A 15451-nucleotide genomic window follows, 5' to 3' on the forward strand; every position below is an offset into this window, starting at 1 on the left:
GAGCTTAAAGCCGATTTTAGAGTATTTATGTTAACTGACAATGGGGCAAAGGCGCGTCAGCAGATAACTCACTTTTGGTCAAAAGCTTGTTAGGTTAAATACTCTATTGGTCTCTTCCACGCCAACAAGACCCATACACCATACCATTTGTTTCATTTACTCATGAATGAAAACAGACGCTTAACTTTAGCGCTTATTAAAGTATTAACGCAAACTAGATTTCTACTTTTATTAATTTTGAAATTGGCTAACAAGTTGGCGGCAAAGATAAGGCGTTTCAATTTTACTAACCTTTCTAAATAGAACCGCAATGTTACACTCCATCCGAAAATTACTTGTTTTTCAAAACCAGGATATACCTCATTGGAACCAAGTTATTTACCAGCATGAAAATGACAGTCCTTTGTAATTTAAACAAGTCTTCGACTTAGGCTGAGATGCATTCCATGCAGCGCTTATTTTATTCATTCGGCCTTGATCTACTCTATAAGCCTCTGCCATATCATCAGACCACCAGCCATTTTCAGTGAACGTAAAAGTGTGAGAAAACAATTCTTTACGGCCAGACTGCCAAATCCCTAAAAACGATTTGGTCAATGGCGCTAATTGATTCATAGCTGCCGACAATTGGGCGTCCTCGTGGACAGGCACTACTCTATATTTTAATGAATAATCACATTGATATGAATCTTTCGACAGCTGCTGGCAGGATTCTATTGAAATTTGATGAACATCGGTATCTGCTCTCATTTTAAAACCCATAGCAGTAACCGGCATTGAGATAGTATTTTTATCCCTGATATACTGATTGTAACCAGCCTGTTTCCACTGTGACTTTACCACGCGAAAGAAGATTTTAAACAAGGCATCCTCGTCTGGAGCTGTCAGCTTTTTAGGTAAAGTAAATTTACCGTCTTGGTTTAAATGTGCTCTTTCCATCTTGGTGTAATATCTAGCTAAAAACCGGTTTAATTCTTGCTGATTTTGTTCTTGGCGTTCCGCAACACTTAACGAGCGAATTCTTTCTTGTACTAGACTAATTAGCAGTTTCCCTTGCTTGTTTTTGCTATCAACCCCATAGTTAACCGCACCTTGGCCAAAGGCTTTGGCAACTTGGCTACTATCAAAAGAAGCCACATGTTTTTCTAATGAAGGCCAAACCGCACTGATCAATTCTTTTCGCTTGTTCTGCAGTTGAGTGTAATAATCCGCAACTAATTTATTCATTCCGTATTTTTGATAAAAGCGAAAATAATCATCCAACCAAAGTTTAGATTTATTAATACCTTCAATGTTGGGTTGTAATTGTAATAATAAGCTTTGATCAATGACCACATAATCCGAAAGTAATTTTTCTATTTCAGAATCAAAGACCTTGTTAATGGAGGTTTTATTTTCAGCCCCTTGAAATACTTTGAGATACATAGCTTTATATTCTTCTATTTGAGCTATTTGTGCAAAGTGAGGTGGGATACTGGAATTTGAGTGTCGGTACAATACACTGTATTTCGACTTATAAATATTAGAATAACCCTCTAATGGTAAACTCGATTTAATACCCATCAATGAGCGCTGCATCATTTGCTCAACATCATAGTTGTCAACCAATGCTTTACGTTTTAAATCCAATATGTATTGCTCCGATATTGTTAGCCTAGGTTTTTTTGAATTTCCAGAGGTAATAACATCTTCAATAAATTTATCCAATGTTTCATAGCTAACTTTATTCGCTTTAGACATGCTAATAAATTGATCAACTTTGCTAATTTGATGTTCTCGCAGCAACACTTCGGCTATGAATCTGTATTCTTGTAATTGCCCATTGATTCGATGCTTCACTTGATTAGGTGACGTTCCTGTATACTGCTTTCTCGCCCTCTCACCTGCACCAACATATTTGTTTGCGTTTTTTAACATTGTCCCCATTTTATTAAATATAAACGCAAAGTCTTTGAATTGAGTTCGCCTGTGCACGAAACCGCAGTGTTTGAAACTTTTGTCAGTAAAACTTACCCTTTGATCAGAAAAAGCGGCGGAGAGCCCAGCTCGTTGATTTGCACTCAAATCAACGAAGCGCCCATAAAATACTTGGTTAAACAACGCTTCCGTGAATATCAGGTAGTTATCGTTGTATTTTTTTGCGCTCAGATCTAAACTTCCAACTGCTTCCACCCATTGTTCCATACCCAAACACAGTTCAGCTTCTCTTTTTTCCCACAGTTCAGTTGCCAGCTGTCTTTCATAATAATTGTTTATAGACGATGGTTTAGATATTTCGTTAATGACAATTTTGCCTTTGGCCTCTTCAGCATACTGGTGGCACATTTTAGCACCTGATAAGAAGTTGTCTTTTTGCTCTGAGTTTAACGATTGAAAGTCCTCAACAAAATATTTATTAAAAATATTGGAGGACAAAAGTTCAGTTGGAAACTGCTGGTAGTCTGGAATTGCGTCGACTAATTCAGGTGCCAATTTCGCTAATCCCTGCTCATGTTGAGCTACTTCCCATCTGTTAAAATATGGTTCCCGTAACATACTTAAACGGTAAGGCGATATAGCGTAATTTGAAAATTCGGAAAACCAGCCGGAAACAAACTCGCAGGCCCGGCTATTTGGGGTAAAATTATACCCCTTAACAAGGGACATACGCGTCTGGTTTTTATCTGGCTGATTATTAGACATTGTAGATGAGCAAGATGTTAGAAACATAATAACGCTCAACGCTAAAATAGAATTTTTCATCCTTGTAATCCTAATGATAAATACTTTTAGTAACTTAAATAATAATTTGAACAAATTTTAGTCGATCATAATATAGCGATCAAGTTAAAGTTAAGTACTTTTATGTATGTTGTTCTCAATGGATATTGGTGTTAAATGTGGCTTCCTATGTAGTGTATTGGCATAGATATTTAGCCACCTAATTAGAGGATGTTCTTTCTTAACGAGCCGCAAATTTATAGTTTAGTGTGAAACGTTATCACTCACCCGCACTATAAAAACAATTGATCCTGAAACTTTATATTGCGGTTTGATGATTTAAAGCCTACTGCTATTCTTAATTGAAACAGGAGGTTTTTTATGTCCAATTCAGAAAAACAGCTTCTTTCTAAATCCTTAGTGTTAAGCCAAACAGGGGATAAAATGAATTAATGACCGAAACATTCTTCTTACTTATATTAATATTTGGCCTGCTGTTTTTTTTACTAGCAAAAACGTCGAACTATAAAGGAAGTGCAGGCGAAAGGATGATCGCTCGCAAACTAAATATTTTTGGACAGCATGGCCAAAGATACCCCACATTCCATGATGTCACACTTATCACACCCGATGGAACCACCCAAATAGATCATATTCTAATAAGTCCATATGGCATATTTGTCATTGAAACTAAAAACCTGAGAGGCTGGATATTTGGTGGGGAAAAACAAAGACAATGGACACAAACAATATATAAAAATAAATACAAATTTTATAATCCGATTCTTCAAAATTATAAACATGTAAAAGCTATAGAAAAGTTACTTGGCGCAAATTCAAGCACAATTTTTAATATTGTCGTCTTTGTAGGCAGTTGCCAGTTCAAAACTGAAATGCCGAAAAATGTTGTTACTAAAAGCGGCCTAATTCCTTTAATAAAATCTCAACGCCATGAAGTCTTGAATAGTGACACTATTCATAACTACTCTGTGATTATCGAAAACGCCATATCATCAACGGTGGTTTCTAAAAATATGCACATTGCCAATATTGAACGCAATAAAAACAAACCATTATGTCCTAAATGCGGTAATGCCATGGTCCTTCGTACCGCACGAAAAGGAGCCAATGCGGGTACAACATTCTGGGGGTGTTCAGGCTTCCCAACGTGTAAAGTAACTAAAAAGAAATCTTAATATTATGCATGGGTTGCGTAAACCAATTCAGAAGATCGTCACGGTCGTATTATCAATTTAATACTGAAAATAACAACATCCGCATTTTTACTGGCTTACTGGTAAATCTGATTGTTTAAATTTACGCCCAAAATAGAAAGTTAAACTAGAACTTTAAGGCAAAAAAGTATAGTTTGATAGGCTGAATATGGATATAAATTGTACATTGGGTTTATGGATAAATTAACATTTTCTTTTGCCAGTTTTCGCTTTTCAGTTCGTTTTGCTGTTGTCACTGCGTTAGCTCTTGTTTGCTGCATTGTTGCGATAATAACGTTATCGCTTCAATATTATTACAGCACCTCTCAATTAGAAAAACATGCTTTAAAAGAGTTTGAACAATTTGTTGGGCAATCTAAAAAAGCACTGCAAAATAATGACGTTCAAGCTAAGTTACTCGTCGACCTTTTATCAATATATCCAGATATCGAAGCTCAGTCACCGCGCACCAAACTCAATTTAATAAGTGAAATGATGGCCAGTAATCCACTTGTTTTTGGTCTTTACATGGCGACGCCAGAGGGAAACTTTTTTGAGGTTGTGAATTTAAATACAACCGGAGCTCGAAAACAATATTTTGCTGAGGATAATGATATTTGGTTAACACTAGCGATAAATGTCGATCAAGACCCCAATCTGCAAGTGTTAACTTACTATGATAAAAATTTACAACAAACCAATCAAACCACAAAACCGACAAACTACAATCCTGTTTTAAGACCTTGGTATACACAGGCGAGTAAACAAACCACGCAAGGCGCGCCTTATTTATTTCAGTTTTCTCAATTACCTGGGATCACGTATTCCAAAAAGTTACCCAATAATAAAGGGGTTATCGGTTTAGACGTTAGCTTATTTAACCTTTCACAGAATCTAGCGATGCACGCCAATGCATTTTCTGGAGAAGCCTACCTTATTAAACAAAACGGCGAGTTGATTGCGCAATCTAATTCTCCGGTCCTTGATGAAAGACTAAAAAGCATTACACCTTTAAAGCTCACTACGGACGAAAAAAACTATGTTAACCAACTTGCTTCAATGCGGATTTCAAATGGCGAAGATTGGCAACCTATCGACTTTTCACTTTCGGGAGCACCAAAGGGTTATGCCGTAGATGCGTTAAAAATGATTAGTGAAAAAACAGGGATAAAATTAAATTTTGTTAATGGTTTTAGCTGGCAACAATTCACAGAGCAATTTAAAACTAAGAAATTAGATATTTTAAATGGAGTTTACGACACTCAGGAAAACCGAGATCTCGGATTATTGTCAGACGCCTACGGTAATTTGCCATTAGGGTTATTGGTGAAGAAAAACCAGAATTTCAGTTCATTATCGCAGTTGCATGGTAAAAAATTAGCCATTGGCAGTGGGTGGTCGATTGCCAAAGAAATCGAACAGTCTCATCCACAAATAGAAATTGTAAGCTTTACTAAAAACCATGAAATGATTGAGCTCTTAGCGTCTAATAAAGTGGATGCTGCCTTAGACATCGCGTTAATCATGGATAATTTATTAAAAGAGTTTGGTGTAGATAACCTTACGGTATTAAAAGACTTTTCCTTAGATGGGGTCCAAATTGACACTAAGCTACGCATGTTACTGCAAAAGGAACATGCGCCTTTGTTGCCCATAATTAATCGTGCGTTAGCCGAATTGCAAAACATTCATATCCCACAACTTGAAAAAAAGTGGCTATTTAACACTCAGGACAAATCAACTGTGCGAGTGTTGCCTTATATCCAAGCGATTGATCAGGCTCGTAAAACCACTTTAGAATCGCTGCATTATTTTGAGTATCAAGGTGAGAATAAACTGCTCTATTTTAGTGAGCTTGGATCATCACTTTCTCAAGATCAATTGCTGGTTTTGGCAATCGATGAAAGCACGCTATTTGCCCCCGTATATAAAAGCGTAATTGAAAGCAGTTTAATAACGATGGCTGTCATTGCCATTTTATTACCATTAACCTATCTATTTGCGTCCCCGGTAACCACAACATTTAATACGCTGTTGCTGCAAACTCAACAGATCTCTAATCGGGACTACAGTGTGGTTAAAGTAGCGCCGAGCAATATTATTGAAGTAAAACGCCTATCCTTAGCAATCAAAAAAATGTCTAACAACTTGTATAATCATGAGTTGGCTCAAAAAGGTCTGATTGATGCCATGGTGAAGCTGATAGCTCAGGCAATAGATGATAAATCCCCCTACACAGGTGGACATTGCAATCGAGTCCCTGAGTTGAGTGAAATGTTATTAAAAGTCGCTTGTAAGGAAAACACCGGTATTTTTGAAAGCTTTGATATTACTTCTGAACAACAATGGCGAGAATTAACCACTGCGGCGTGGTTACATGATTGTGGCAAAATAACGACCCCAGAGCATATTGTTGATAAAGGCTCAAAATTAGAATGCATTTATAATCGGATCCATGAAGTTAGAATGCGCTTTGAAGTGCTTCATCGCGATATTGAAATTACTTATTTAAATGCATTACAAACCTCTCCTGAAGATAAAGCCGAACTTTTGGAAAAATGCCGAAAAGAGCAACAACAACTGCAACACGATTTTGCTTTTATTGCACATTCAAATATTGGAAGTGAAGGTCTCTCAAGTGAAGCCGAACAAAAAATCAAACAATTAGCTCAACAAACTTGGCTTCGTTATTTTGACGACCAACTCGGACTTTCACCACAGGAAGAAAGAGAGCTTGTAAATGAAAGCGCGCCACTGCCAGCGGTTGAATATTTGCTGGCCGATAAAGAAGGACATATCAAGCAACACGCTAAAGAACATAAACTGCCTGACAGTCTTGGGATTAAAATGGCGATACCTGAAAATTTGGCCAACCTAGGTGAAATATATAATTTGACGGTCATGAAAGGCACGTTAACGACTGAGGATCGATTTATAATAAACGAACACATTATTAGTACGATAAAAATTCTGGATCAAATTCCATTTCCACCAGAGCTAGAAAATGTCCCGCGTATTGCATCTACTCACCATGAAACCATGCGTGGAGATGGTTATCCCCGCAGATTAAAAGGGGACGAACTCAGTATCCCTGAACGTATTTTGGCTTTAGCTGATATTTTTGAGGCATTAACCGCCTCCGACCGTCCATATAAAAAAGCGAAACCACTTAGTGTTTCTCTCAATATATTACATAAAATGGCGATTGAAGAGCACATTGACTTAGCCGTTTTTCAGCTATTCATTAAAAGTAAAGTTTACTTACATTACGCAAATAAATTTTTACCAAAGGAACAAATAGATACAGTAGATGAGCAACTGTATTTGGGATAAGTTTTAGGTTTGCGCTGACAGTATATTCCGACCAACGGTCGGCGGTTTAGCGACAACTAAACTTTTTAAACTGAGCTACATTACTTAATATTCATTTGCCTTTAAACGGCATCATTAACAGCCCAAACAACGAAGCATTTTGTTTAGCTTTTGGATATTCCTTTAAGCCAATATCAAGCTCTTCATCGGTTTTTGTCGCTTCGTTTTTATAGCTACCAAACAACTTGTCCCACCAAATAACGCTAAATCCATAATTTGAATTTGTCTCAGAGACTTTTTGGCTATGGTGAATACGGTGTAAAACTTGTGTCATCAATATGAGTCGTAATGGTTTCTCAATACTTTGAGGTAAACGAATATTGGCATGATTGAACAGCGCGAGGCCATTTAACGCAATTTCGAATATAAGTACCGCAATCGCTGGTATACCCAGTAACCCGACGGCGGCAATCTTGATAACAATACTAAGAACAATTTCAATAGGATGGAACCTAAGACCGGTACTCGTATCAACATGAATATCAGCATGATGTACACGGTGCAAACGCCATAACATGGGCACTTTATGGAACAATCTATGCTGCCAATAAATCAATATATCGAGCAGTATTAAACTAAGCACAACGATGACGATAGTAGGCGCATTTATATTATTAAATAACCCAAATCCCTGCTGCTGATTACTAATGGCTAATGCCGTTAACCCAATAGGGACAGTTAAACGTGCGACTACTGAGGATACAAATATTAACCCAAAGTTGGCAAACCACCGCGTGCGGGCTTTAATGGGTGAATGCCGTGCCGGCTTTTGCCACTCAAGCAACATCATGATAATTAAAATAGAAAAAAAACAACCTAGACGCCACCCTATTTCATTGGCCATGAGTAACCTCTTGAGAAGACTGCAAAATAGCCTCTTGCTGTTTTAGTGTGTGGTAGCCGCCATGTATCCGCGTAACTATCGTAATCGCACAGGCAAAGGCAAATCCATACGCTAATAACGCAAAATGTTGCGGCCAAAGACAAAAGGCGACAAACAACGCAATGGTCTCCGTTCCTTCTGTTAAGCCATTTAAATAGTAAAAACTTTTATACTTAAATTGCGGTTTATCGAGTTTAAATTTTTCTGCAGCAATAGCGAACGCTAAAAAACTCGAACCGGTGCCAATAAAGGTTGCCAATAGTACAGAGCCGGCGATGGCATTTTGCTCAGGATTAGCAAATACAAAGCCTAGCGGTATGGCCGCATAAAATAAGAAATCGAGGGTGATATCTAAAAAGCCACCAGCGCTTGAACTTTGTTTACTATAACGAGCTAAAGCACCATCAAGGCCATCGAATATTCGATTTAACACAATCGCAGCAAGTGCCGCATACCACAGCTCAAAAGCCAATAAAGGCACCGCTAATAAGCCAATTAAAAAACCGACGACAGTCAGTTGATCCGCAGTGACTTTACGTTTGTGCAAAAGCATCACAACTGGCTGTAAAACAGGTTTTATAATCGGCGTGATGAATCTATCTAACATTTAGCTTGTCCTGTGTTTAAGGTGATCACTTTACCGTTTGCAGCCTCAGCATCACTATGATCATGTGTAACCATAATTGTCGGTAACTTATGATTGCGGATGGTGTCAAAAACCAACTGCCGAGTCTCAGCGCGCAATTGCGCATCTAACTTACTAAACGGTTCGTCGAGCAAAATAGCTTTCGGTTCGCTTAGCAACATTCGCAGTAAAGCAACTCGTGCCTGTTGCCCCCCAGACAATTCATCAGGATGTCGATTGACCATACCTCCTAGACCAAATGTTTCGAGCATCTGTTCTATTTTTTCTATACGTTGCTTTTTATTACCCTTAGGCATCGCAAATGCAATATTGCCACCAACGGTGAGATGTGAAAACAATAACGCATCTTGATACAACACGCCTATATGTCGTAGGTGTGAAGGCAGTCCGTTAACATTTTTGCCATTAAGCCAGACCTCACCTTCTGCGTGAAAATGACTATTGAGACCTGCGGTTATCCAATTTAACAAACTCGATTTACCGCTGCCAGACGGCCCCATAATCGTCAGTATCTCACCGCCATTCACTTGCTCGTTTAAGCTAAGTAACAATTGCTTTTGACGAAACAATTGCAGATTTTTTATTTGTAAAGATGACTGCATATTAACCCTTTAGTGATGCGCGCTTTTATAAAAAAACTTAGGCAATAACCAAGCTATGATAAACCCAATAAGCGGCAAAACCATTTGCATAATGGCATAAACCGCACTCGTACGCCGACTTGCACCATTGGCTAAAGCAACGGCTTCGGTCGTAATTGTCGAAATTCGTCCACCTCCGACAAGTAGAGTGGGTAAGTATTGGCCAAAGCTAATGGCTAATCCTAATGCAGCTGCGATTAAAATGGGTGCAAATAATTGTGGAAGTTTAACTTTCAAAAAGACCTTGTGTGGCTTTGCCCCTAAGCTTGCCGCCACATTTGAAAACCTAGGATCTAAACGTCGATAACTGCCAGCTAACGATAAAAATACGTAGGGTAAAACAAACAATAAGTGAGTCAGCACGACACTGACAAACACCGATAAATTATTTGCTAATTGTTGTAACCACACCAATCCAAATAAAAAAGCAATACTCGGGACGAGCAGAGGTAAATAGATAATGAAGCTCATAAAACGTGAAACAGATTTATTTCGTAACTGCTCTGATTCTAAACATAATAACGTCAGTAGTATGGCCAATGCCGTGCTAACGATACCTATGTTTAAGGTGTTTATAACAGGGCCGGCCATTTGAGTTAAAGCACTTTGGAAATGCGACAAGACTAATTGGTCTGGGATCGCCGATGGAAAACGCCAAAAACCAGCGACCGACGATAATAACAGCCCGACCAGTGCTAATAAGATAAAACCTATTACCCCAGTGATTAATACCGAAGTGAGCTTTTGCCAAAATGCCCCGCTGTATTCGCGCTCGCCATTGGTAAGCAAGTCACGACAAAAATACATTACGACCTTTTCTCCGAACAACCACAACATAAGCAATCCACCGGTTATCGCTAACTGCAATAATGCCCCTGCTGACGCCTTAATTTTTAGATTTAAATCAACGTCGTTAAACCACTGCATTATAGCAACGGCAAGGGTCGGTGGCGTATTAGGTCCTAATATGAGTGGCATTTCCACACTGGCACTGGCATAGGCGAGTACAGCTAAAATGGGTAGCCGCAACAAAGGGTATAGGTTAGGCAATATGACTTTAAAAAAGGCCGTCATTGGACAGTAACCTAAGCTAAGCGCAACTTTGTGTTGCGCTCTGAGCTTTTTACCTAGCTCAGGTTGCGCAAGTACGCCTAGCGCCATAAGTAGCAAAAACGGCAACTCTTTTAAGGTTAACACTAATATAATACTAATCCCCATTGCGTCATGCGGAAAGATCCCCTGGGGCGATAATTCCCAACCGCTCAGCCAGGGGGAGACCAATCGGGATAACATACCAGAGGGTGCAATAAGAAAACCAATAGCAATCGCTGCGGCGGCATGCGGGATAACTAAAATGGGGCTTAACAAACGCTGGATGTAGTTGAGCCAAACCGTATTAAAAAAGGCCGCTAAGATCATTAAGGTAATAATAAAGGCGAGTAACGTGCTTATTAAACCGGTACTAATACTCAACATTGCCATTTGTACCAGCCCCGGAGTTTGCCACAGCGCAGTAAACCCATGAAGGCCAATCTTGTATTGGCTTAAAGCAGGAGCCCATCCAAATGCCGGTAACACAACGCCAATTAAACCAGCCAATACTGGGATCAATAAACAGGCGAGTAAAAACCGTGGACTGAATTTTACAATGCGAGTAAACAAATCGGTTTTATATTCAATGTTTGTGGTTTTAGTCGGTTCAACATTCATTTGCTAACCCCGTAACGAACGTTCCAACCTTGAATAATCGCGTTGACCCAATCGGGATGTGGTTCACTTAAGGTACGTTGAATGCTGTTAAAGGGTAAGGCACTCGGGTGAGGTTCCTGAGCTTTAAACCATGCTGACTGTTTATTTTCCAGCATTGAATGAATCAACACAGTTCTATCACCCCAGATATTACTTTTTTGTTTTTCTGCCTGAGCTCGCGGACTGAGCAGAAAATTAGCAACCAGTTGCGCACTATTCGAGTGAGCCGCATTGTAAGGAATAGCAACAAAGTGGGTATTACTTAAACTGCCATCTGACATAGCATAACTGCGAATACTCGCCGGTAAATCATAACGTTTAACGGCAGCGGGTACTTCAGGTGCAGAAAAGGTAAAAGCTAAGCTAAGTTCAGTATCGTCCACTAACCGTCGTAGTTGCGCACCACTTGTCATAAAATGTTTGCCATTGCGCCACAATGTCGGATGAAGCTTATCTAAAAAATCCCAAAGCGGACTTAGTACCACCACTTTGCTTTGGTCAGTCACCGGTTGGTTTAGCAAGGATTGAATCTCAATTGCGCTATCTTGATGCAATATCACTAGAGCATATTTGAGAAAGCTTAATCCAAGAAAGTCAGGGGGTTTAGGATAGCTAAACCGGCCAGTGTTTTTGGCACTCCAGATAACGAGTTCATCTAATGTTGTTGGCGGATTATCGGTAGCTAAACTGTCGTAATAAAAAGTAAGAGAAGCTTGTCCCCACGGAGCCTCCATCCCTTGAGTTGGAATACCAAAATCAAAATTAACAGCGGGGTTGTTTGTCGGGTCGGTATACTTAAAATTTGGCAGGTAATTGGCCCACTGCTTTAATAACAGCGAATGCTCGCTCATAGTGGCAAAATTGGCGCCATTAATCCAAACTAAATCGACACTGCCGTGTGTATCATTGTTTGCTGACTTTTCAGCTAAAACTCGACTTACCGCTTCGCTCGTATCACTTAGTTTCACATGATGTAAATTAATATCGTAAAGGGCTTTTACTTGCTGGGCAGTCCATTGAATATAGGCATTAATTTGAGGGTCACCGCCCCAGGCATGAAAGTACACATCTTGGTTTTTACCCAATTGTTCAATGCCCTGCCAACGCAAGTTCAGATCAGTATTGGCGGCACTTGCATTAGAGTTAATACTTATTGTTAAGGAAATAAAAAACGCGAAGCAACAAATGCCGTACCGCGTTAATATTTTCCCAAACCTACTGACGTGCATTTAGCTTCCAGTTGTAATCTAAAAATTTCACTTTCATATTGTCTTCCTTGAGTAACTTTTGCTGTGCCGAAGTTAAATTAAGTGCTTGGGCGTATTGAGCAAAAAACTGCTGTAGAGAGTTTGCGCCCCGAAAGCCTTGTTCAAAATCATCACCGTACCACTTAAATATAGAAGATACGCTAAGCTTATTTTTATGCGCAATATTACGTGTCGCATCTGATAAAAAACGCACTGTTTGCGCCTCTAACTGGCGCTCTAAGTCGATAGCTGTGTATGCTTCTTCACGAAGTGCCGGGCAACCAATACTCGCGCAGTTTACCGCAAAGTGAATGCGCGGTTCATTGTATTTTGAGTTACCGTTCTCATCAACGGCGCCACGAATTAAATCGTGTTCAATATTATCTAAACTCCGTGTTTTCCCCAACAAAGGGATGAAGTCTTTACTCCATGGTGAACTAAAAAAACTGCCTAGGTCTTTAATCGACTCAAGGTTTTGAGATGATTTATTGTCATCGTCGATATTCGAAACAATAAGTTCAACCGTCCATGCATTATAGGCATTGATTAAAAACGCCAACTGTTTTGACTTACTCCATTGCTCAAACTCAGTTTGCGTTACTGCAGCCAATGAATCTAGGTACATTTGCAGTTCCGCATGCTCGCGTTTAATTGCCTTGTAGTCTACTTCAGTACTGTGGTTATTATTAATTGAAACAACATGTTTACTGAGCACATTGTTCCAGCTGTCGTGCATATTTTTGGCGTTACTTGTGAACGAAATCACAAGTAGCGACACCCCGAACAATGCTGGCTTTAATAGTGATTTAGTCAAATTAACCTCTGCGCCATGTGTGGTATTTTTCAAGTAAGTTTAAAACAGTTTCAGGCGCATGATTGCGTTTCCATTCTCCCGCCGCGTATTTATTGCCTTCAGCCCATGTTGGGTAGCTGTGGATTGTGCCAAGTATTTTGTTAAGCCCTAATCCGTGCTTCATGGCGAGTACAAATTCTGCAATTAAATCGCCGGCGTGCTCAGAGACCACAGTTACACCGAGTATTTTGTCTTTGCCTTTAGGGGTAATGACTTTAATAAAACCTTTAGTTGCGCTGTCGGTAATCGCTCGGTCGAGTTCTTCAAATTCAAAACGCGTGATTTCAAAGTCGATGCCTTTGTCTATTGCATCCTGCTCGTTTAATCCAACACGGGCTACTTCTGGGTCAATAAACGTCGTCCACGGAATAACTCGGTAGTCGACTTTAAACTTTTTAAGATGGCCAAATAAACCGTTTACCGCGGCATACCAACCTTGATGTGCGGCTACGTGAGTAAACTGATAAGGACCAACAATATCCCCTGCGGCATAAATATTTGGGTATAACGTCTCTAAGTATTCGTTGGTTAAAATAGTCCGGTTTGTCTCTATGCCTAACTCTTCCAGACCATAACCTTTAAGGCGCGCGCTCCGTCCAACCGCACACAATAACTCGTCGTATTCAATAGCCACTTCTTGAGTTTTGCCATCCAGTTGCTGCTTCACTACGATGTACTTTTTACCGTCGCGAGTTTCACATCGTAACGCTTGATGAGAGGTTAAAATATTAACGCCACTTTCGGTTAATGACTCGTGGGCAAAGGTAGACACTTCAAGATCTTCTTTGATCATAATCCGTTCAGCCATTTCAATCTGGGTTACGCTTGATCCCAAACGTGCAAAGCTTTGTGCAAGTTCGCAACCAATTGGACCACCACCTAGTACGACTAACTTTTTAGGAGCTTCGTCTAGTTCAGCAAATTTAGTCCATAGAGTATCACTCGTCACATAACCGGTTTCTTCAATGCCAGGTAACGGCGGAACAAATGGGCGAGCACCGGTTGCAATAACGATGGTACGGGCCGTTAATGTTTGTTTGCTGCCGTCATTAAGCTTAATTTCCACTGTCCACGGGTCAATTAATTTGCCGTATCCTTTTATGACTTCAACACCTAAGTTTGTGTAGCGCTCGACACTGTCATGGGGAGCAACATCGGCAATCACTTTATGCACTCGGGCCATTACCTTTTTGAAAGAAAACTGTGGCGTCGAGTTTTCTAAACCGTAATGTTCTCCATGACGGATCTGCTCGGCTATTTTGGCGCTTTTAATAATGGCTTTGCTGGGGACACAACCATAATTTAAGCAATCGCCTCCCATCTCTCCGGCTTCAATAAGGGTAACTTTTGCTTTGACTGCCGCAGCAATATAACTTGTGACAAGTCCACCAGCACCGGCACCAATAACGACCATATTACGGTCAAACTTTTTAGGTTTAGTATAATTTTTATAAACACGTTTTTTCTTAAACACGTTTAAAATAGCTTTCGCAATTAACGGGAAAAAACCAAGTAACGCAAAAGACACAATAAGATTGAATGATAATATGCCCGATAAACTGTCAATTTGTGCCAGTTGCGTACCGGCGTTAACAAATACAAATGTGCCCGCTAACATGCCTATTTGACTAACCCAGTAGAATGTCCACGACTTTATCGCTGTTACGCCCATTAATAAATTGATTAAAAAGAACGGAAACACTGGTACGAGGCGCAGGGTAAATAAATAGAAAGCGCCTTCTTTTGCAACACCCGCATCAATTGCAGTCAAGCGCTCTGGGAATCGTTTTTGAATCGTGTCACGTAATAAATATCGCGATACCAAAAATGCCAATGTAGCGCCAATGCTAGACGCAAAAGACACGATAACTAAACCCTCTAACAATCCAAACAAAGCACCCGCGGCCAAAGTTAGAATTGCAGCGCCAGGCAAAGAAAGCGCAGTGACGAGTACATACATTATAAAGAATACACCGATGACTAAAACAGGAGACTGCTCACGCCATTGACTAAACTGATCCATCGAGCCTTTTAAGCCATCGAGTGTCAATAATTGGTGCAAGTCAAAATGAAAGAATAGACCAACAGCTAACGCTGCAATCAATATTAAAAGTATTTTTTTCATCATGTTATTTCTTTTAAAACC

General features: G+C 39.8%; 10 protein-coding genes. 2 read left to right on the plus strand and 8 right to left on the minus strand.

Features of this window, described 5'->3' with window-relative positions; translation table 11 throughout:
- Positions 1-378 precede the first annotated feature (378 nt).
- Positions 379-2742: a hypothetical protein gene (locus KO525_RS04580; RefSeq protein WP_215962601.1), complete on the minus strand. Its 2364-nt coding sequence runs from the start codon at positions 2740-2742 to the stop codon at positions 379-381.
- A gap of 410 nt (positions 2743-3152) precedes the next feature.
- Between KO525_RS04580 and KO525_RS04585 the strand changes: the two genes are divergently transcribed.
- Both KO525_RS04585 and KO525_RS04590 read left to right on the plus strand, forming a co-directional pair.
- The gene (locus tag KO525_RS04585) at positions 3153-3896 is read left to right on the plus strand and encodes a nuclease-related domain-containing protein (RefSeq protein WP_215962602.1); all 744 of its coding nucleotides are present in this window, start codon (positions 3153-3155) and stop codon (positions 3894-3896) included.
- A 213-nt stretch (positions 3897-4109) separates the two neighbouring features.
- A complete protein-coding gene (locus tag KO525_RS04590; RefSeq protein ID WP_215962603.1) occupies positions 4110-7247 on the plus strand; it encodes an HD domain-containing phosphohydrolase in 3138 nt (1045 codons plus the stop codon).
- 91 nt (positions 7248-7338) lie between these two features.
- Here the strand turns inward: KO525_RS04590 and KO525_RS04595 are convergent, their stop codons facing one another.
- Genes KO525_RS04595 through KO525_RS04625 form a run of 7 tightly spaced genes read right to left on the minus strand, consistent with a single transcriptional unit; the run spans position 7339 to position 15433 of the window.
- Positions 7339-8130 carry a sterol desaturase family protein gene (locus tag KO525_RS04595; protein ID WP_215962604.1) on the minus strand — a complete coding sequence of 264 codons (792 nt, stop codon included), beginning with the start codon at positions 8128-8130 and terminating at the stop codon, positions 7339-7341.
- Positions 8120-8776, minus strand: a complete 657-nt coding sequence (locus tag KO525_RS04600; RefSeq protein WP_215962605.1) for a CDP-alcohol phosphatidyltransferase family protein — start codon at positions 8774-8776, stop codon at positions 8120-8122. The genes KO525_RS04595 and KO525_RS04600 overlap by 11 nt, the downstream gene beginning before the upstream one ends.
- Positions 8770-9417, minus strand: coding sequence for an ATP-binding cassette domain-containing protein (locus KO525_RS04605; protein WP_215962606.1), 648 nt, complete (start codon positions 9415-9417; stop codon positions 8770-8772). The genes KO525_RS04600 and KO525_RS04605 overlap by 7 nt, the downstream gene beginning before the upstream one ends.
- A 9-nt stretch (positions 9418-9426) precedes the next feature.
- Complete coding sequence (locus KO525_RS04610) at positions 9427-11166, minus strand: ABC transporter permease (protein WP_215962607.1); 1740 nt, start codon at positions 11164-11166, stop codon at positions 9427-9429.
- Complete coding sequence (locus KO525_RS04615; RefSeq protein WP_215962608.1) at positions 11163-12434, minus strand: ABC transporter substrate-binding protein; 1272 nt, start codon at positions 12432-12434, stop codon at positions 11163-11165. The genes KO525_RS04610 and KO525_RS04615 overlap by 4 nt, the downstream gene beginning before the upstream one ends.
- A complete protein-coding gene (locus KO525_RS04620; RefSeq protein ID WP_215962609.1) occupies positions 12421-13266 on the minus strand; it encodes a DUF547 domain-containing protein in 846 nt (281 codons plus the stop codon). The genes KO525_RS04615 and KO525_RS04620 overlap by 14 nt, the downstream gene beginning before the upstream one ends.
- 1 nt (position 13267) lies before the next feature.
- Positions 13268-15433, minus strand: a complete 2166-nt coding sequence (locus KO525_RS04625; protein WP_215962610.1) for an FAD-dependent oxidoreductase — start codon at positions 15431-15433, stop codon at positions 13268-13270.
- Positions 15434-15451 lie beyond the last annotated feature (18 nt).

The organism is Psychrosphaera sp. B3R10 (assembly GCF_018861025.1).
In the GTDB taxonomy this organism is placed as follows: domain Bacteria; phylum Pseudomonadota; class Gammaproteobacteria; order Enterobacterales; family Alteromonadaceae; genus Psychrosphaera; species Psychrosphaera algicola.